Source organism: Thioalkalivibrio thiocyanodenitrificans ARhD 1 (genome assembly GCF_000378965.1).
GTDB classification, from domain to species: domain Bacteria; phylum Pseudomonadota; class Gammaproteobacteria; order Ectothiorhodospirales; family Ectothiorhodospiraceae; genus Thioalkalivibrio_A; species Thioalkalivibrio_A thiocyanodenitrificans.
Genome location: NZ_KB900537.1, coordinates 182,123 through 198,778 on the forward strand (window position 1 = coordinate 182,123; position 16,656 = coordinate 198,778).

Genomic DNA, 16,656 nt, shown 5'->3' on the forward strand with positions numbered 1-16,656 from the left:
ACTTGAGACCCATGCAAACCCTTCTCCCTCTTGACGGCCCGGAAATAGATCTATGGGACATGCCGAACGAGGAGATGGTCGAGAGTCTGTCGCGCTCGCCTGTCAAGGTCCTTGATCTTGAGACCACCGGTCTCACCCTCTCCTCGGAGCCGGTCAGACTCAATGGCACCGAGCTTCGCGCCGGCGATGACCCCACCCTCAGGGTTCGAGTCATCACCGTGGCCTGGGCCGATGGAGACCGACTCAGGCGCGCAGCGTTCGATCTGGATCTCGTAAGCCAGCGCGCCGGCGAGTTCTGGGTGGGGCGCATCGCCGCGGCCTGCATGACGCACACCGTGTGCGGTCACAACGTCGGGTTCGATCTTGGCTGGCTGAGTCTCCTGACCGAAAATGTTCCCGAGCGCACGCTCGACACGATGCTGCTGGCGAGATGCCTGCGACCGGATGTGCCGCTGCGCCTGGCGCAGATCGTGGGCGAGCGCGAACCCGAGCGCCGCCACTTCTACTACGAAAACGCCCGCGCCGTCTTTCTCAAAGGCGGCGGCATGTGGACTCTCGAGACTCTGGTCGCGGTAATCCTTGACCGCCCCATGGAGAAGGGCTACCAACGCCCGAAGAACTGGACGCGCGCCGTACTTACCGAGGAGCACTACAAGTACGCCACCGCAGACGTCGATCTCACCGTGGAGCTTTTGATGGAGCTCCTGGGGGCGCGCTCTGTCGATGAGATCGTAAGCTGCTACGAAAGCTTCAAGCAGAGCACGCCGGCCATCGCGGTCGTGGAGCCCCAGGTTCTTGATGTGCTCTCGATCCGCGCCCGAGGGATCCCGGTCAACACTCAGAGCGCGCGCGACTACGCGAAGCGCCGGTTCGAAGACGCCCGGGTGCATGCCGGAGAGATGGCGCTGATCGAGCCCTCGCTCGCGCCTTTTCGCGAAGACCTGGCCAATCACGAGAAAGGGGTGTCTCGTGAGCTTCGCTCCGCGCTTGCCCAGGCATTCATCTCGCGCGGCCTGGAACTGGGGCAAACGGACAAGACAGCAGAGTACAAGGTAGGCGAGAAGGATCTTCGGCTCGTGGGGGCGGAGAGAAACCCGGAGGCCAAGGCCCTTTTCGATGCGTGGGTGAAGGTGGCCAAGGCGCAGAAGGCGGGAAACATGGCGCTTGAGCTCGCCGCCTTTGCCGCCAGAAGCCCCGACGGCAGGGTACATCCGCTACTCTCCCATGGCCCGGCGACGGGGCGCCTGTCCTCGGCCGAGCCCAACTCCCAGCAGTTTCCGGGCGACCCGGATTTTCGGGCGATTGTCGAGGCCGGCGAGGGCCTGAAGATCGCGGCCTCCGACTACTCAGCGCTCGATGTACGCGTGGGGTCCGCGCTCTGCATTCGCGCACAGCGCGAGATTCTCTCGGCCTACCACGAGGCCAGCCTGCCTCCCCAGGTACAGATCGCCATCCACGAGGCCATGTCCCGTCCTTACGAGGAGGTGGTGCTTCGCATGGAGCGGGTGATCGAGGACGCCAACCGAAAGCTCAAGGAGGCGATCGAGACCCGCAACTGGACGGAGAAAGACGAGCAGCACCAAAGGCTTCTGGTCGCGCGCCTGGCAACGCGCTTTGCTTTCGTGATGACCCAGGCAAGGCTCAAGGGCGAGCCCGAGTGGAGCGCCTTGAGAGAGGCCTTCCGGCTGGATCTGGATATCCACACCTTCACAGCGCTCAAGATGACCGGCCAGGACCCGGTGGCGATCTTCGCCGGGCTGTCTCGAGAGCAGATCGCCAAGGTGCAAAAGGAGCTCAAGGAGGAGCTTGGCGAGAAGCGCAAGTCGGGAAAAGTCGCAAACCTTGGGCTGCTCTATGCGATGCAGACCGCGGGGTTTCGGGATTTTGCCAACAAGACCTTCAATATGGGGTGGGGGTTCGAGTACTCCGACGAAATCAGGGTCTCGTGGCTCGATGCATACCCGGAGGTCGATATCTGGCACATCTGGACGGAACTCAACCCCGGCGGCCGGGTCTGGGTGCCGGAGGCCAATTCGCACGGCAACCGCCCCAAGAACTGGTACACGGTCACGACCCTGGGCGGGCGCGACATGGTGGCGATCGGCACCAATGCCGCGCTCGCCTATCCCGACCAGGGCACGGGCGCCGACATTATCGGCCTGGCGCTGGCGCTGCTGCGAGAAGAGCATCCGGACGCCTTCCGGGCCTGCATCAACCAGGTCCACGATGAGCTGGTCTTTGAGTTCCCGGCCGCGCACCAGGATCGTTACACGCGGGTTATCTCGGAGACGATGAGCCGCGCAGGCAACCACTACACCATGCCGTTCGGCGTGCCGATCGAGGCTGGCTGCATCGCAGGAGACGTTTGGCTCAAGGACTGAGGGGCCGGCGCGCGCTCTACGGCCAAACCCGAGGCCCTGTTCGCTATACGGGAGACGCCCACTCAGAGCCTTGCCAAACACCCCTATGCCCGCGCTTTCACCGAAACCGATTCTTCACGTCTACGCCTGGATAGGTGGCCTTGTTCTGGGACGCGCATCGCCCGCCGATCTTCCCGGCTACTCCCTCAAAGAGGCGTTCCTGCTGTTTGCCAGCGCGCTCGTGCTTACCTTCCTGTGGGCTTCTCATGTATCAGGACTCGGCGCCGGGCACGCGCTTCTCTGGGTCTTTGTGGATCCCTTGGCCGCCGGCCTTGCGCTGTGCGTGATCCTGCTCTACAAGGGGCTCTCCAACCGAATCGCCCAGATGATTGCAGGCCTGGCCTTTCTCAGCCTGGGGATCGTGCTGATCAAGGCCCTGCTGAGCTTCGCAGCCGGCTCGGTGATGGACGCGCAGATCCTTCTGCTCTCGTATCTGATCCTGGACATCGCCTACCTGGTGGGCCTCGTGCGCCTTGCTCAACGAAGCGGCTGCTTCTAAGCGAGGCGTGCACGGATGATCTCCAGGCTACAGAAGCGAGTGATCGTCAACCCCTCTGAGTGGACGCCGAAGAGATGGGTGCGAAACAAGAAGAACTCGCCGCAGTACCTCGATGCGCTTGCCGCCACCGCGCTCGATGAGCTTCGCTCGGATCTCGAGAAGGCGCTCGATACGCTCCAGCGCATCAATGCCAGGCTCGCAGAGATCGATGAGGCAATCCGATCGCTTCAGCCCAAGCGCCATGGTGCGATCGTCATGGAGCGCTACGGCTGCGAGGGGCACGGCGTGCTTGGCTGCGTCGGCTGCCCGCACGTTCGCTGGGTGCAATGGCTCGATCTGTCACGGCAGGAGGAGAACCACAAGCCCAAGGCGCGCCAGTATCGTGACGAGGCCCCTGAGCAGCGCCCGGGGCTGGCGAGAAAGACCTGGAATGCCTACCTGCGCGAGCACCCGCTGCGCTACCTGAGAAGGACAGGGCCCTTTGAAGCGATCCATCGCGACATCGAGACCCTGATCAAGGAGGCTCAGACGCTGTTACAGGAGAAGTCCAAGCTTCTCAACAGCATCGGGAACTTCCGCCGAAGTTTCCGTCAGATGAAGTTCTCTCAGCCCTGAGATGCAGCGCCGCTCAAGGGTTCTTCCCGGAGATTCCGTTGGGCTTAAGTTCCACGGGAGCGGCTTCGCCGGCCGCCACCGCGAGGCTGAACCACTCCTTGAGCATTGCCGCCTCGACGCTGAGATTCTCCCGGTCCTGCGCGCTGAGCACGTAGATCTGGTATGAGCTCACGCGCAGATCCGAGCGCACCAGCATCACAAACTGCCTCTCGCCTTGCGCACAGTCGATGTGCGCAACCCATACAGCGCCGCGCTGATGCGCGATACGCTCCTGCTCGATCTCAGGGTCCGGGCAGGTCAGGCTGCGCTCCATCACCGCCCTTGAGAACAGCTCGCGCGTGATCGCCCTGGGGTGCTCGCGCTCAATCACAAAACCCCGAACCCCATCATCCGAGCGCCACGCCAGGGTGGTCAGAGGATCGATAGGGTCGTTGACGCGAAAATCCGGGCGCCCGAGCTCCGCGGACTCGTACATCTGCGCAATGGAATCACGCATCCGGGTAGAGAGCGCAAGGCGCTCAGGGCGCAAGGTGATCGCCTCTGGGTCGATGAACTCTCCCGAGATCACCCGATCCGCGCCTCTCTCTTGGCCCGCCACGCAGCGATCCATGCGCTCGAGCGCAGCCATGGATCCACGCAGGCTCACGGTCCTTGAGACGCCCTCAGCCTCCAGCACGAGATCAAGGCCCTTGCGAAGCTTGTCTACGTCCAGGCCTTCCAGGGGGATCTCGATCCGGTGCGCGGTGGCTGCGCGCGCCATGGCGGTGCCCGGCGACAGGCGATCGCCGTCCACTTCAAGCGAGATGTTGATGTAAACGCCTGGCGTGAACGCCCATCGCTCATCGAAGAACCCAAGCTGGTGTTCAGAGCCCTCGGCTGAGGCACGCACGGACATGTAGCCGCCCGGGTAGGTGTTCGCATAGGCAGTGCATTCGCCTTGCGTGCCCGGCGCGGCGGAGCGCGCCACGCTCCAGTCCTGGGCGGCAGCGGTGACAGAGAACAAGGCAAGGCAAAGCAAGGTGGCAAGACGCATAGTGGGTATCCGTTGGAGAAATGGCGCGGCAGAGCTCGCCGCCGCCTCTGTATAGCTACTTTCGAGACCGCGCGGGAAAATCAAAACGCATCGCCCCGCACGCCCTGATTTTCTTTTCGAGAGCGGGCAAATGAGTTTGCATTATCGCTATACGCAGGGAAGGCGGTCGCGCGGTGTGGCCGTCATCCAACGAAAGAAGAGGTTTGCTATGACCCCAACGACGCCGAGGGCCTGGGAGGAAGAAATCGCCTACGCTCAGCGCACACTGCACACCAAGGATTACAGCCAGCATGGCTATGATCCTCGCAGTTTCCAGCAGTACATCTCAAACCTGGCCGCCGCCGCGGAACAAGCCGGCCACAAGGAGTACAAGCGCAAGCTGCGCCGCATCGCCAGTATCGCCTAGCGCGATCTGCCTGGCCGGTGTCGGTGGCCATGGATGCGCGCTTCACCGACATCGGCCTCTTTATTTTCAGTCAAGCCTTCCAGCCCTCCCCCGAAAGAAAAGAACCACCTCAACGAAAGTCGTTGAGGTGGTTTGAATGGTGCGGTTGATTTAGTACCTGAACATGAACTGCCAGGCAAGCGTCGGGACATCGAGGTCTCCACCCATATCAGGGATGAAGGTAACCCTCGTTCTCACCTTGTTGGTGCCGAAAGTCATCATCGGCAACACACCTGGCATGGTCTTGATGTAGTCGAAGTTATCGCGATACATCAAGAACGCCATGGCGCCCATACCCACCGCGCCGACCCGGTACTCCCAGGCCTTTCCGATGTAGCCGGAAGGCTCTCCGAGGCTGTCAATGAAGACATCGGCGGTGTTGTAGGTCACGGTGTTCCCGGAATGCTTGAAGTTCCAGGACGCCCCCACGCCGCGGTTATCCTCGTTGTAACCGTGCCCGGCCTCGGCAAAGTGGTAAGAGCTGCCGTTGACGTGCACCCAAGCGCTGCTGGCAATGGCCGGGGCCATGGTGATCGAGCCGACGATCAGGCACACGAGCATCATGAAAGTTCTCATCGCTAATCTCCTGGTTATGGTTTCCTCAAGGAGATCTAGCGAAAAGCGCCGCTCTTTCTGATCCCTGAAGACGAGCGCGTGTCGCAACACGAAAGGAGAGAGAGGCCGATACGGCGCTGGCGGTCGCTATACCGGGTGAGACCCAAAGACAGGAGAAACAAGATGGCGCGCACCCGATACAAGATCTCTATCGACCTCTACGCCGATGGAGATGAATGGGAGCTCAAGCAGTTCAAAGACGTGAGCGATGCCCTTCACACCCGCTCGCAGGAGCGAGACCGGCTGGTGAAGGTGGTTGCCTCGCACCTCGATTCGCTGGCCTGCGAGTACAGCATCAGCAGCTCATCTCACGATGTGAGCCTCAGCGACGAGGAGCAAACCCTCTTTCATCGCCTGAGCCAGGAAGAAAACAAGAAAGAGGAGGCCGAGCGCGAGGAGTACAAAAAGATCTCCGATCAACTGGGGATCAAGCGAGCCATCTGGTCGATGGAGCACAAACTTCTTCACCAGAAAGAGCCTGCCTTCAAGGGGCTCCTCGAAGTGATCTATGACGGGCATTGGGGCGAGGCCGGTGCCGTCTTCGAGGCGGTCGCCGACCCCACCTGGCGGGATCTCTTCCAGGTCGCGGACCGGCTGATCAGCAAAAGCGGTGACGATCACCACGTGTTCATTGAGGCCTTCCTTCGCAGAGGCGACAAGCTCAAGCTCTGCACCGGATCCTAACCCCCGGCGCTCGGCAATAACATCATTCACCCATCCTGGTCACAGGATGGGTTTTCTTTGTGCCATCAGCTCTCCGTGAGAAGGGCTTGTCTCTATACCTTCCGAGGACATTGATAAAGGAGAGTGTTATGGCACAGACAAGATACCAGGTCAGCATCGAGATCTTCGTCGACGGGGATACCTGGCCCCTTGATACCTGCGATGATTACGGCTCGGGACTGCACGGCCGAGACGCCGAGCGCGAGGCCGTAGCAAGGCGGGTCACCGAGCAGCTCGAATCGCTCGGTTACCGCCCGAGCGTGCAATGCGAGGGCCGCGATGTTCTGCTCACCGAGCAAGAGGAGGTTCTCCTCAGTCGCGCAAGCGAGGAGGAAGCCGCAGCGCGGGCGCACTACGAGCAGACGCGCCGGGAGCTGGGTATCGAGCGCGCCATCTGGTCGATGGATTACAGGCTCTTGCAAGACCTTGCCCCTGCCTTCGAAGGTCCTTTGACCGTGGTCTACCGGGATTTCGCCGACGAGCAGGCCGTTGTTTGCGAGGCGGTCACCGACCCCACCTGGCGGGATCTCTTCCAGGTCGCGGACCGGCTGATCGGAAGGAACGGAAGTCGTCGCCGCCTGTGCGTGGAAGACTTCAGGCTCAGCGGTGCCGAGCTTCACCTGCACACCGGCTTTTGAAGCCGGCTGTCACGCTTTTTTGCTTCGCCATTCACCCCACCCTGTCGCCAGGGTGGGTTTTTCTCTTCGCCCCGGGCCGGGGCGCAAGGAAATCGCCCGCTTTTCCTATACCTCTTGAGGTCAACAACCGATGGAGGGACGAAATGTCCAGGAAGAAAGCAGCGCGTGATCTGTACCGGGAAGTCACCGACAGCGTCATCCAGGCGCTTGAGGAGGGCGTCGCGCCCTGGGTCAAGCCCTGGGATAGCGCCACGTCGATCGGCAAACCGGTCAACGCCATCACCAACAAGCCCTATCACGGGATCAATGTACTGATCCTCTGGAGCCATGCGCGAGCGCAGGGTTATGCACATGACCGCTGGCTGACCTACAAGCAGGCCCAGAGCATCGGGGCAAACCCCCGAAAAGGCGAGCACGGCGTGCTTTGCATCTACTACAAGATGATCGAGAAGCGCCCCGCGGGCAATGACGAGGAGGCCCCGGAGACCTTCCCGATGGCGCGGGGGTTCACGCTGTTCAATATCGAGCAGTGCGAGAACCTGCCTGATGGGATGCTCGAGCCGCCCGCCTTGCCTGACTGGGGGCCTGTAGAGGAGGCCGAGCGCATTGCCGCAGCCTCTGGTGCCAGGATCACCGAGCAGGGTGTTCGGGCCTTCTACCGGCCTTCGGATGACGGCATTCGCATGCCGCCGAGGGGGGCGTTCAAGGATGCGGGCGCGTACTACAGCGTCTTGCTTCATGAGCTCGTGCACTGGACGGGGCACAAGTCACGTCTGGATCGGCTCCAAACCGGCAAGTTCGGCTCTCCGGACTACGCCTTCGAGGAGCTGATCGCCGAGATGGGTGCCGCGTTCCTGTCGGCCCATTGCGGGCTTGAAGGCACGCTCCAACACCCGGAATATATAAGGTCGTGGATCGAACGCCTCAAGAATGACAAGCGCGAGCTGTTTCGCGCCTTGACATCCTCCTCGCCCTAAAGGACGAGGATTCCTACGGCGCTCATCCTGGCCTCGAGCCGGAATGAGTCGCTTCGGCGGGTTCCTGCTTCGCCGGGGCTGCCGTATCGACACCGAGGTATTGGTACGGGCTTGCATCCCCTCCACAGGCCATGACGGCATGCCCTGCCGCCAGAATGTTGCTTGCGGCGTTCACGTCGGCATGCGCCACGTGGCCGCAGGCAACACACTCGAATCGGGATTGGCTTCGGCGATTACCTGCCGACACATGACCACAGGCCGGACAGGTCCGGCTGGTGTTGCGTGGATCGACCGCCACCACCATCCCGCCGCGCCACGCCTGCTTGTACTCAAGCTGGCGGCGGAACTCGAACCAGCCCTGGTCGAGGATGGCTCGGTTCAGCCCCGCCTTGGCGCGGACATTTCGCCCCGGTTGATCGACCGTCCCCGACGCGGATTGGGACATATTCCGCACCTGCAAATCCTCAATCACCACCGCCGCGTGGTTTTTGCTGAGGGTGGTGGTGAGTTTGTGCAGGGCATCGCGTCGGCTGTTGCTGATCCGGGCGTGAATCTTCTGAACCCGAGCCTTGGCCTGGGTCCAGTTGCGAGAAAACTTCTGTTTGCGGCTCATCGCCCGTTGGGCGCGCGCCAGTTGTCGCTGTTGTTTCTTGAAGGCATTGGCCGGGGCGATGATCTCGCCGGTCGATAGGGTGGCGAAATTCGCCACCCCCATATCCACCCCGACGAGGCTGGTTGCTGGATGCACAGGCTCCGCGACTTCGCGCTCAGACTGGATCGAGACAAACCATTTACCGTTGCTGGCCGATACAGTGATGTTCTTCGCTATACCCAGCACGTCCCGGCTGTTGCGGTAGCGCATCCATCCAAGCTTGGGCAGGAAGACCCGGCTGTTGGCCTGATCAAGCTTGATCTGTTTCGGATCGGGGTAGCGAAAGCTGTCCGACCGTCCCTTCTTCTTGAAGCGCGGAAAGGCGGCGCGTTTTGCGAAGAAGTTGCTGTAAGCCCGCTCCAAGTCTTTGAGCGTCTGTTGCAGCGGATGCACCGGCGCGTCAGCCAGCCATGCCGTTTCCGGGCTGTTGCGCCACTCGGTGAGTAGCTTGCATAGGCCCGCATATCCGAGTTTCTTTTCGCCACGCTCGTAGCGCTCCTTCTGCAACGCCAGCGCCTTATTGAACACGAACCGGCACGCACCCGCGAAGCGGCGCATCTGGCGCTCCTGCTCGCCGGCGGTGCGCAGCTTAAATTTGAAGGCTTGCCGTCGTTTCATGGTTTCATTATACTTTGGTCTATGACAGAAAACAATGACATTAGACACGGTAGACACTGCGTTTTCAAGATGCACGTCCACTTGGTCTTTGTGTCGAAATACCGCCGCAAAGTGTTCGACAGCGACGCTATCGATCGACTGCGCATCATCTTCGCCAAGACCTGCGCCGACTTCGAGGCGCAACTGATCGAGATGGATGGCGAGGATGATCATGTGCATCTACTGGTCGAGTACCCGCCCAAGGTCGCCGTCTCCAATCTCGTAAACAGCCTCAAGGGCGTGTCCAGTCGTCTGCTGCGCAAGGAGCGTCCGGACATCGAGAAACGCTACTGGAAGGGTATGCTGTGGTCGCCGTCCTACTTCGCATCGTCCTGCGGCGGTGCGCCAATCTCCATCGTGCGCCAGTACATCGAGCAGCAGCAGACACCGCACTGAAAACCAAGGGCGGCAACGCGGTCCGCGCTATCCTTCCCCGCCCTGAACGGCGGGGCTTGTCGCGCACCGGTCAGCAGCCGGTTCGATATGTCCGATTGCGGCGATGGCGAGGCGGGCAAGATCTTCTGGCTCGCCGATGACGGCACCTTCCACGAGGTGTCTGTTGCCAGCCAGGCCTCGCCGATCAGGGCCGGTGAGCTCGATGAGCTCTATGCCGAGAATCCGACAATCGTGTACTCCTGGGAGGTGGCTCTGATGGCCAATGGCCAGGTTGTAGGCTCAGCGAGATTCACCGATCACTGACAATCAGGAGGCTGTAATGCCCAAGACATCGAGAACCTCGAAGGAGGTCGTCAGCGGCAATATCGTGGCCCGCCCGGACAGGCTGGCTCACGATGGAGTCGAATATTTCATCGTCAACAGGATCGGCCAGGAGTGGGGAGTCCCCACGCAGAACATCTCCCCGAAGGATCTTCGGGCAATGGCAGATCACCTCGAGGCGATCAGAGCAGCAAACCAGAGCTGAGTCTCTGGGCTCAATCTCAACAAAGCGGCCACTCGGTGGCCGCTTTTTTCTTGCCCGCCCGGGAAGATCCTTCCCGGCACCTGTGCTTTTCGAGAAATACGCCCCCGAGCGGGAAAATCAGTCCTCCTCATTCCCTATATTTACGCGAGGGCGCAAATCCCTCCTCAAACCCCTGGCGACAGGGGCGGAACCTGACTGCCAGCCCAGAGCTGGAGCTCTCGGATCGCTACCGAGAGCGAGCGACAGTCGGACTTTTCATTCCGCCCCCATTCGCTCGGGGGCAAGAGGAGTAAGGTTATGAGCAATATGATCGATGCCGTTGAGTCCCGCCGTCGCACCGCCATTTTGAAGAAGATGGCGGCCGAGGATCCTCACACCTTCCTCGGTTTTCTGCGCAAGGTGGATGGAGACACCCGGGAAGCGCTCGGGTACCTCAAGAGGATCGCCGAGGTGGCGATCAAGGACTCCGCCCGTCGTCAGGCGGCCGGACTGTTCGAGGGCTGATCCCCTCAGAGCCGTGCTTTCCCAGGGCATGGTTCGATTCACACACCCTCTCCGATCTCGGAGAGGGTTTTTCTTTGCCGCGAGCGCTCGCCACCCCTGACCTCGTCATTCCCTATACGAACCACATGCATAGAGGAAATCAAGGAGGTTTTATGGGCACTTATGTGGTTTTTGATATGGACGATGTGGTGGCCAACATTGGTCCGCTGATTCTCGAGGCGCTCAATGAGCGCACCGGAAAATCCTTCTCCTTGGAGGACTGGCACACCTACGACCTGGCTCAGATCTACGATCTTTCCTACAGCCAGATGCTTCAGGCGCTTTATGACCACAAGGTCCTCGAGCGCGCCACTCCTGCAAAGGGGGCATTAGAGGTCATGGGTCTTGCGCGCGATGCCGGCTTCCATGTGGGGATCCTCACGGCCCGCGGCTGGCACCCCGAAGGCAGGTCGATCAGCGAGCGCTGGTTGGCCGATAACGGCCTGATGGTTGATCGGCTCCATGTCCTGAGTCCTGATGAGTGCAAGGCGGAGGTGATCTGTGAATTCGGCGATGTGGAGCTCTTCATCGACGACTATCACAAGCACGTACTCGCGGTGCACGAGTCCGGCAAGACCAGAAAGACGATTCTGCGGAATCAGCCCTGGAATAGGTCGATTGATTTCGATCACAGGGTGGGTTGCCTGAGCGAGCTCGCCAGCCACTTCTGATCCCGGTTCCACATGTTCAACGCCCCTTGCCAACAGGCTCAAGGGGCTTTTTCTTTGCATGCCTCCCCGTGGCGCGGCCAACTCCCTTGAAATCATCAAGTTACGGGTGCTATACTATCACGGACAAGCCTAAGTGTTATCGGGCGCGGAAGAACGCAAAAAAATACCCGCAATGCGACAATGACAGAGGGGATCACCCCTCATCGAGGATGGATCATGTTGATGTTCCCGAAAGACAAGGACCGGCAAGAGGCGAAGCCTTCCCGCCACGTCAGCCCTGGCGCTGAGGCTGCTCGAGAGATCCTCTCGCAGCACTGGTCCGGGGTAGTTCCCGTGCCACTGGTGGAGCTTTGCTCGGCTTGCGGCGTCACGCTCGTCGAGGCGGTCAACGCAGACTGGACCGATGATCTGAAGATGCTCGCGCTGACCAGCCACGGCAGCTGCTACATCATGATCGAGCCGAACGCCCGCGTGGGGGATGTGTTCCCGCCCGAAACCCGCGAGTTGATCGCCGCCGGCCTCGCCGCGCATGTTCTCGACCTGCTGGACGATGACGGGGTGTTCATGGTCACGGCCAAGGACACGCACCTGCCTGTCGAGATGGAGAGTTTCGTTGCCGCGCTGCTGATCCCGGAGGATGCGGCGGCCCATATCGCCAACACCCGCGGACAGGGCCTGTGCGCCCTTGCGCGCGTATTCGGCGTGCGGGAGTCCACCGTCAGCCAGAACTTTCAGGCGACCCCGGCAAATAGCGACTGATCAGGGCCATGCCGCGCCAGGCTGCGGCTCAGTCCTTCACGACCCGAAGCTCCGGTGCGCGGTTCGCGCTTTCTGCCGGGCGGTCGAGCTCTTGATCCACGGCTTCCTCAAGCGCGCTCAGCTCCTCTTCAGCCATGTCTTTTGTGGCCGCCTCGTAGAGGGCGTCCAGGAGCTCTGGCGCATGCTCTGCGGCGCCATCGATCAGCGCATCGAGCTCGCGCGTGATGTCCGCAGCGCTGCGGGCGTGCTCCAGATCCACGCCGAGCGCCTTGTACTCCTCGATCTCTGAACGAGAGATCCGGAAACGGTCCGGGTTGTCCGGGTCTTTGATCATCTGGTATCCCCCTTCGCATGGCTGTCATCCGGCGCCTTCGAGCGCTCATCGGCGTCTCCTGGCGAGCAGGCGTGCATTGCCTGACAGGTCAAGGCCTGCCGGCCCCGCCCGGCTGAGGGAAGTATAGCATTCACGCCCCTTCGAGCCCTATCCGCCCAGAGCGCCGCTGACCAGCGATTGGCGCGCAGCCGCGCCTTGGCCTTGCTCCGCGGCGCCGGCGCTCTCAGGGCCTTGCTGGTCATCATTCAGGATCCCGGGGCGCCCGATATAGTAGCCCTGGACGAAGTCGACCCCGAGCGCTTTGAGGATCTCGAAGGCGTTGCTGTCCTCAACGAACTCGGCCACCGTCTTGAGCCCTAGCGCATGGCCGACCTCGTTGATCGCTTTTACCATCACAAGGGAGGCCTGGTCGCTGAGGATCTCACGGATGAAGACCCCGTCGATCTTGAGAAAGTCCAGGGGGAGGTTCTTCAGGTACCCGAACGAGGAGAAGCCGCTACCGAAGTCATCGAGCGCAACCTTGACGCCGTTGCTGCGCAGGGCGGCCATGAACTCGCGCGCCACATCGATATTGCGAATGGCGGTCGTCTCCGTGAGCTCTACGCAAAGACGCCCTGGGGCGATCCCGCCACTCGAGGCCATGTTCAGGATGTAGCTCCTCAGATCGTCGTTTGACAGACTGTCCCCCGACAGATTCATGGCAATCACTCGATCCCTTCCGTTTCGAAGATCCTGGTCGATGAGGGCGACCACGGTATCAAAGACCCAGCGGTCTATATGGTGCATGAGCCCGTAGCGCTCCGCGGCCGGGATGAACGCCATCGGGGGCAGGGCCTTGCCGTCAAGATCGCGCATCCGTATCAGGGCTTCAAAGTGCTGACACCCTTCTGTCAGTTCCTGGGCCCCTCTGATTTCCTGGAACTCCAGGAAGAAGCTACCCTCCTCGAGCGCCTTCTTGATCCTGTGCACCCACCCCATCTCGAAGCGCCGGCGCTCGATCTCCTCGTCCCCGAGACTGACCAGGTGGACCTGGTTCCTTCCGCCCTCCTTGGCGGCGTAACAAGCCGTGTCCGCGGTGCTTATGATCTCTGTGATGTTGCGCACATGCTCTTCGATAATCGTTCCGCCGATGCTGATCGTGAGCGTGGTGTACTGCTCCTCCCAGGTGAACACGAATGCACGCACGTCCTCGAGAATATCCCGCGAGATGCGCCGCGCGCCATCCTCTCCGCAGTCCTTCAGGAGTACGGCGAACTCATCGCCACCAAGCCGCGCCACGAGATCCGTGCTGCGCGCTCGCTTCTTGATGATCTTGGCAACCTTTCTGAGCAGATCATCCCCGGCCATGTGGCCCCAGGTGTCGTTGATCACCTTGAACTGATCGATATCCATCACCAGCAGGGCATGCCGGGGGGCGCGTTTGCTGTCATCGAGCATCGCCCCGAGGGTCTGCTCGAAGGCGCGGCGATTGTACAGGCCCGTGAGCATGTCGTGAGTGGCCTGGTGCTCCAGGCGCGAGGTCATGGCCCGGTTCTCGGTGACATCCTCTACAGTGACAACCACGCCTGCGTTCAGGGTGCGCTTGCTGGGGATTGGCGAGGATTCGATGCAAATACGCCGAATCTCTCCGCTTTTCGTCAAGAACGCGAGATCCAGGCTTGATGCGTCGTCGCCCTGCGCCTGGTCTCCGCCGAGGATCTCATCGATCACGGGCCACCCGGAATCGGTCTGGCAGAGCGGCAGGACCTTCTCCAGGGGCTCCTCCCTGGCATCGTCGAACTTCCAGCCGGTCAGGCGCTCCGCGGCGCCGTTCATGTACTCGATGCGCCCCGATTCACCCACAAGAAACACGGCACTGGCCACGCAGGCGAGCGTCAGTTCGGCCTTGAGCTTTTCGTCTTCGAGCTGCGCCTCGGTGGCCACGATGCGCCGGTTGACCGACAGCATGATGATGCCAACGATCGAGAGCCCGGCCAGGCTGAGTATGAGCTGAAGAAGCGGCTGCATGCGCCCCTGATCTGTTACCGGCCGCGCCCTTGACTCATAACTCTCAAGCAAGAGCGACGTGTAGCCATTGAGGGCGGTGATGAGCCTGTGCTGCTCCGGGAAGATCTCGCCATAGAGAATACCGCGGGCAAGCTCGCGATCCTCGAAATGGGGCGATCTCGCCAGCTCGGCGACCGTTTGCGATCTTGCCCCGAGCTCCATGGCGATCATATCAACCGCTCCAAGGGTAGCCTGCTCCTGCGCGCTACTCATGAGCTCAAGCAGAAGCGACCGGCGCACCAGGTAATCAGAGCCAATCTCGGCAAGCTCGAGACTAAGGTCCTCCAGCTCGAAAGGGTCCGTGCTCGAGAGCATGTCCACAAGCACCGCAGGGCGCCGTCGCGCCAGATCGATCAACTCCGAGGTCAGCTTGACCTTGCCGGCCTTCGTGACAACTATTTGCGCGAAATCCGCATGGCGGGTCACCACCGTGTAGTGATAGAAAAGCAGGCTCATCACCAGGGCGAGCAGCACAATGGCTCCGGCATCCATGATCGAGCGAGTGGAGATCTTTACAACATGCATATCAATGGGCCTCTGGCAACGCCGGTTCTGGCTGCCTCTGGTGTAGCGAATAAATCAACCGCGCCTGCCCGGCACCGGCCTGGCGGGGCCTCTCTCTGGCACGCAGCCATCTGGCGCCGCGGGCCGGTGGATCAGGTGTTAACATTGGTGCTTACCCATGCTATACTATGGGCGGATGAAGATGAAAACGCCGCAAGGCAAAGGGATTTAATCCATGAACAAGAACACGGACAACAAGCTCACCGCCATCAGCGAAGAGCACCGAACTCTTCTCAAAGAGGGCGCCCCACTGAGCACCTTCTTCCCGGTCAAGTTCACGAACGGAGCGGTCGCCGACAACCTGCATTGCAGCTGCGGGAATTGCGGCAAACGCATCGACGATGAGCGTACCCGGTTCGAGGGCCACACCCCGAACCCGGACCTACTGGATCTTCGCGGCGTCGGCGTCTGCCGCCAGTGCAGCGTACTGACGCCCTTTCGTTACCGGGTGCGCGCCCGCGCCAAGCTCTTTCAGATCGAAGGCCCTTCCCCGAAAGGAGATGGCTCCTGGATGGTTTGGCGGCTGCGCCCGGCACGCCCAGCCTTCTGGAATATTATCGGCTGGGCCCGCTACTTGAGGCGCTATCTGCATGCCAAAGCGTAATCACACCCCCTTCTTCGATCAGCCTCGCTCGAGGAAGAAGCTCGACTACATCAGGATCAAGAACAGGGTCCAGGCGCACGCACCCGTTCTGGGCGGCGAGTTCTATTCCAATCACCTCATCCACGGCCACAATGGCTGGCTGGACTTCTACTTTCTGAGCACCTATGGGCGGTACTTCTACAACGCCACCGCGCGCACGGCTGGCTATGTCATCAAAGAGAGCGCTTATGAGCAGGCGTTTGATCGCTCAGAGCAGATCAAGCCCTACAAGGTGAGGTTTCGCCGCCACGACGGCCCCGGCTTTGTTATGGATTCAAGCGAAAGCGAGGCCCCTGAGCTGTTCGACGGCCTCACGCGCCACGAATGGGTCACCCGCGAGCGCCGCCGGATCCTGGAAGCGGAGCCCTTTGAGGTTCACGAAACCATTGATAAAGACTACGGATATCGCTTTGGGGTAGGGCTTGATGCGGTGCTCGACGTGCCTGGTCTGTCGATCGAGGAGATCAACCGCTTCATAGAGCGGTTCCGCGATCTGGGCGAGCCCGAGCACTATCGAAGACCGCACCCGGTCGCCTACGACCCGGCAAGTCTTTCAGAGGATGCGCACCTGGAATCGAACGAGCTGTTGATTGACTGACCTCTTCCCCTGAGGGATGTCAGCTCCCGGCCGGGAAGAGGTCTTGCAGGCACTTTCGAACCGAGGAGTAGGCCTCGATGGGGACCCGCGTCATGCGGGAAGTGTGCGTATCGGTGATGCTCACATAGTGCGCGGATTCGGTCTCGTCAACGAGAAAGCGTGACGGCACGTTTCGCATGCGTGCAACATCCAGCATGGCCTGCCGGAGCTCCTGCGCCCACGCGGAGGTCTCCGGCGCTACAGGGAACCCCCGGGGTTGAGGATCTGGTTGCTTGCTCTGGTTGATCTCGGACATATCGGCT

21 protein-coding genes are annotated in these 16,656 nt (G+C 61.2%); 15 read left to right on the forward strand and 6 right to left on the reverse strand.

Translation table 11 applies throughout. The features are described from left to right. Positions 1-59: 59 nt before the first annotated feature. From THITHI_RS0117330 to THITHI_RS0117340, 3 genes are all read left to right on the forward strand, one after another. Positions 60-2,381: a DNA polymerase gene (locus THITHI_RS0117330; protein ID WP_018234326.1), complete on the forward strand. Its 2,322-nt coding sequence runs from the start codon at positions 60-62 to the stop codon at positions 2,379-2,381. A gap of 70 nt (positions 2,382-2,451) precedes the next feature. After that, on the forward strand, positions 2,452-2,919 hold the full coding sequence (locus THITHI_RS0117335; RefSeq protein ID WP_156820687.1) for a hypothetical protein: 468 nt from the start codon (positions 2,452-2,454) through the stop codon (positions 2,917-2,919). Between the two features lie 78 nt (positions 2,920-2,997). Then, complete coding sequence (locus tag THITHI_RS0117340) at positions 2,998-3,534, forward strand: hypothetical protein (protein ID WP_156820688.1); 537 nt, start codon at positions 2,998-3,000, stop codon at positions 3,532-3,534. A 13-nt stretch (positions 3,535-3,547) separates the two neighbouring features. Here THITHI_RS0117340 and THITHI_RS0117345 read toward each other — a convergent pair whose 3' ends face one another. Next, positions 3,548-4,567 carry an invasion associated locus B family protein gene (locus THITHI_RS0117345; RefSeq protein WP_018234329.1) on the reverse strand — a complete coding sequence of 340 codons (1,020 nt, stop codon included), beginning with the start codon at positions 4,565-4,567 and terminating at the stop codon, positions 3,548-3,550. A 208-nt stretch (positions 4,568-4,775) separates the two neighbouring features. Here THITHI_RS0117345 and THITHI_RS0117350 point away from each other — a divergent pair, with 208 nt between their 5' ends. Further along, positions 4,776-4,973, forward strand: a complete 198-nt coding sequence (locus tag THITHI_RS0117350; protein WP_018234330.1) for a hypothetical protein — start codon at positions 4,776-4,778, stop codon at positions 4,971-4,973. 150 nt (positions 4,974-5,123) lie between these two features. Here the strand turns inward: THITHI_RS0117350 and THITHI_RS0117355 are convergent, their stop codons facing one another. Then, the gene (locus THITHI_RS0117355) at positions 5,124-5,588 is read right to left on the reverse strand and encodes a hypothetical protein (protein WP_018234331.1); all 465 of its coding nucleotides are present in this window, start codon (positions 5,586-5,588) and stop codon (positions 5,124-5,126) included. 162 nt (positions 5,589-5,750) lie between these two features. Between THITHI_RS0117355 and THITHI_RS0117360 the strand changes: the two genes are divergently transcribed. The 3 genes from THITHI_RS0117360 to THITHI_RS20905 all read left to right on the forward strand — a co-directional run bounded on the left by THITHI_RS0117360 (position 5,751) and on the right by THITHI_RS20905 (position 7,965). Further along, entirely contained in the window at positions 5,751-6,311 is a 561-nt protein-coding gene (locus THITHI_RS0117360; protein WP_018234332.1) for a hypothetical protein, read from the forward strand. A 128-nt stretch (positions 6,312-6,439) separates the two neighbouring features. Next, positions 6,440-6,988: a hypothetical protein gene (locus tag THITHI_RS20900; RefSeq protein ID WP_018234333.1), complete on the forward strand. Its 549-nt coding sequence runs from the start codon at positions 6,440-6,442 to the stop codon at positions 6,986-6,988. 143 nt (positions 6,989-7,131) lie between these two features. Continuing rightward, complete coding sequence (locus tag THITHI_RS20905) at positions 7,132-7,965, forward strand: ArdC family protein (RefSeq protein ID WP_018234334.1); 834 nt, start codon at positions 7,132-7,134, stop codon at positions 7,963-7,965. Positions 7,966-7,987: 22 nt separating this feature from the next. Here THITHI_RS20905 and THITHI_RS19485 read toward each other — a convergent pair whose 3' ends face one another. Beyond that, positions 7,988-9,235 carry an RNA-guided endonuclease InsQ/TnpB family protein gene (locus THITHI_RS19485; RefSeq protein ID WP_198005662.1) on the reverse strand — a complete coding sequence of 416 codons (1,248 nt, stop codon included), beginning with the start codon at positions 9,233-9,235 and terminating at the stop codon, positions 7,988-7,990. A 21-nt stretch (positions 9,236-9,256) separates the two neighbouring features. Here THITHI_RS19485 and tnpA point away from each other — a divergent pair, with 21 nt between their 5' ends. The 6 genes from tnpA (at position 9,257) to THITHI_RS0117405 (ending at position 12,169) form a co-directional block, all read left to right on the forward strand. Further along, positions 9,257-9,670, forward strand: coding sequence for an IS200/IS605 family transposase (gene tnpA / locus THITHI_RS0117380; protein WP_026186461.1), 414 nt, complete (start codon positions 9,257-9,259; stop codon positions 9,668-9,670). An 87-nt stretch (positions 9,671-9,757) separates the two neighbouring features. Beyond that, positions 9,758-9,973 carry a hypothetical protein gene (locus tag THITHI_RS0117385; protein ID WP_018234336.1) on the forward strand — a complete coding sequence of 72 codons (216 nt, stop codon included), beginning with the start codon at positions 9,758-9,760 and terminating at the stop codon, positions 9,971-9,973. Positions 9,974-9,989: 16 nt separating this feature from the next. Continuing rightward, positions 9,990-10,196: a hypothetical protein gene (locus THITHI_RS0117390; protein ID WP_018234337.1), complete on the forward strand. Its 207-nt coding sequence runs from the start codon at positions 9,990-9,992 to the stop codon at positions 10,194-10,196. 297 nt (positions 10,197-10,493) lie between these two features. Beyond that, positions 10,494-10,700, forward strand: coding sequence for a hypothetical protein (locus THITHI_RS0117395; RefSeq protein WP_018234338.1), 207 nt, complete (start codon positions 10,494-10,496; stop codon positions 10,698-10,700). A gap of 152 nt (positions 10,701-10,852) precedes the next feature. Continuing rightward, positions 10,853-11,410 carry an HAD family hydrolase gene (locus tag THITHI_RS0117400; RefSeq protein WP_018234339.1) on the forward strand — a complete coding sequence of 186 codons (558 nt, stop codon included), beginning with the start codon at positions 10,853-10,855 and terminating at the stop codon, positions 11,408-11,410. A 216-nt stretch (positions 11,411-11,626) separates the two neighbouring features. Continuing rightward, the gene (locus THITHI_RS0117405; protein ID WP_156820690.1) at positions 11,627-12,169 is read left to right on the forward strand and encodes a hypothetical protein; all 543 of its coding nucleotides are present in this window, start codon (positions 11,627-11,629) and stop codon (positions 12,167-12,169) included. A 28-nt stretch (positions 12,170-12,197) separates the two neighbouring features. Here THITHI_RS0117405 and THITHI_RS0117410 read toward each other — a convergent pair whose 3' ends face one another. After that, the gene (locus THITHI_RS0117410) at positions 12,198-12,503 is read right to left on the reverse strand and encodes a hypothetical protein (RefSeq protein WP_018234341.1); all 306 of its coding nucleotides are present in this window, start codon (positions 12,501-12,503) and stop codon (positions 12,198-12,200) included. A gap of 147 nt (positions 12,504-12,650) precedes the next feature. Continuing rightward, on the reverse strand, positions 12,651-15,074 hold the full coding sequence (locus THITHI_RS0117415) for a putative bifunctional diguanylate cyclase/phosphodiesterase (RefSeq protein WP_018234342.1): 2,424 nt from the start codon (positions 15,072-15,074) through the stop codon (positions 12,651-12,653). A 214-nt stretch (positions 15,075-15,288) separates the two neighbouring features. On the opposite strand from THITHI_RS0117415, the gene THITHI_RS0117420 reads away from it, so the two are divergent. Together THITHI_RS0117420 and THITHI_RS0117425 are read left to right on the forward strand one after the other, a co-directional pair. Beyond that, a complete protein-coding gene (locus THITHI_RS0117420; RefSeq protein ID WP_018234343.1) occupies positions 15,289-15,717 on the forward strand; it encodes a hypothetical protein in 429 nt (142 codons plus the stop codon). Next, positions 15,704-16,354 (forward strand): hypothetical protein, encoded by a 651-nt coding sequence (locus tag THITHI_RS0117425; RefSeq protein WP_018234344.1) that lies wholly within the window; start codon positions 15,704-15,706, stop codon positions 16,352-16,354. The genes THITHI_RS0117420 and THITHI_RS0117425 overlap by 14 nt, the downstream gene beginning before the upstream one ends. 19 nt (positions 16,355-16,373) lie before the next feature. On the opposite strand, the gene THITHI_RS0117430 is transcribed toward THITHI_RS0117425, so the two are convergent. After that, complete coding sequence (locus THITHI_RS0117430) at positions 16,374-16,649, reverse strand: hypothetical protein (protein ID WP_018234345.1); 276 nt, start codon at positions 16,647-16,649, stop codon at positions 16,374-16,376. Positions 16,650-16,656: the final 7 nt, after the last annotated feature.

What these genes read in the sequence shown, in the direction of transcription:
- THITHI_RS0117330 (WP_018234326.1), top strand. Translation starts at nt 60, where the DNA reads ATGCCGAACGAGGAGATGGTCGAGAGTCTGTCGCGCTCGCCTGTCAAG.
- THITHI_RS0117345 (WP_018234329.1), bottom strand. Translation starts at nt 4,567, where the DNA reads ATGCGTCTTGCCACCTTGCTTTGCCTTGCCTTGTTCTCTGTCACCGCT.
- THITHI_RS0117350 (WP_018234330.1), top strand. Translation starts at nt 4,776, where the DNA reads ATGACCCCAACGACGCCGAGGGCCTGGGAGGAAGAAATCGCCTACGCT.
- THITHI_RS0117355 (WP_018234331.1), bottom strand. Translation starts at nt 5,588, where the DNA reads ATGAGAACTTTCATGATGCTCGTGTGCCTGATCGTCGGCTCGATCACC.
- THITHI_RS0117360 (WP_018234332.1), top strand. Translation starts at nt 5,751, where the DNA reads ATGGCGCGCACCCGATACAAGATCTCTATCGACCTCTACGCCGATGGA.
- THITHI_RS20900 (WP_018234333.1), top strand. Translation starts at nt 6,440, where the DNA reads ATGGCACAGACAAGATACCAGGTCAGCATCGAGATCTTCGTCGACGGG.
- THITHI_RS20905 (WP_018234334.1), top strand. Translation starts at nt 7,132, where the DNA reads ATGTCCAGGAAGAAAGCAGCGCGTGATCTGTACCGGGAAGTCACCGAC.
- THITHI_RS19485 (WP_198005662.1), bottom strand. Translation starts at nt 9,235, where the DNA reads ATGAAACGACGGCAAGCCTTCAAATTTAAGCTGCGCACCGCCGGCGAG.
- tnpA (WP_026186461.1), top strand. Translation starts at nt 9,257, where the DNA reads ATGACAGAAAACAATGACATTAGACACGGTAGACACTGCGTTTTCAAG.
- THITHI_RS0117385 (WP_018234336.1), top strand. Translation starts at nt 9,758, where the DNA reads ATGTCCGATTGCGGCGATGGCGAGGCGGGCAAGATCTTCTGGCTCGCC.
- THITHI_RS0117390 (WP_018234337.1), top strand. Translation starts at nt 9,990, where the DNA reads ATGCCCAAGACATCGAGAACCTCGAAGGAGGTCGTCAGCGGCAATATC.
- THITHI_RS0117395 (WP_018234338.1), top strand. Translation starts at nt 10,494, where the DNA reads ATGAGCAATATGATCGATGCCGTTGAGTCCCGCCGTCGCACCGCCATT.
- THITHI_RS0117400 (WP_018234339.1), top strand. Translation starts at nt 10,853, where the DNA reads ATGGGCACTTATGTGGTTTTTGATATGGACGATGTGGTGGCCAACATT.
- THITHI_RS0117405 (WP_156820690.1), top strand. Translation starts at nt 11,627, where the DNA reads ATGTTGATGTTCCCGAAAGACAAGGACCGGCAAGAGGCGAAGCCTTCC.
- THITHI_RS0117410 (WP_018234341.1), bottom strand. Translation starts at nt 12,503, where the DNA reads ATGATCAAAGACCCGGACAACCCGGACCGTTTCCGGATCTCTCGTTCA.
- THITHI_RS0117415 (WP_018234342.1), bottom strand. Translation starts at nt 15,074, where the DNA reads ATGCATGTTGTAAAGATCTCCACTCGCTCGATCATGGATGCCGGAGCC.
- THITHI_RS0117420 (WP_018234343.1), top strand. Translation starts at nt 15,289, where the DNA reads ATGAACAAGAACACGGACAACAAGCTCACCGCCATCAGCGAAGAGCAC.
- THITHI_RS0117425 (WP_018234344.1), top strand. Translation starts at nt 15,704, where the DNA reads ATGCCAAAGCGTAATCACACCCCCTTCTTCGATCAGCCTCGCTCGAGG.
- THITHI_RS0117430 (WP_018234345.1), bottom strand. Translation starts at nt 16,649, where the DNA reads ATGTCCGAGATCAACCAGAGCAAGCAACCAGATCCTCAACCCCGGGGG.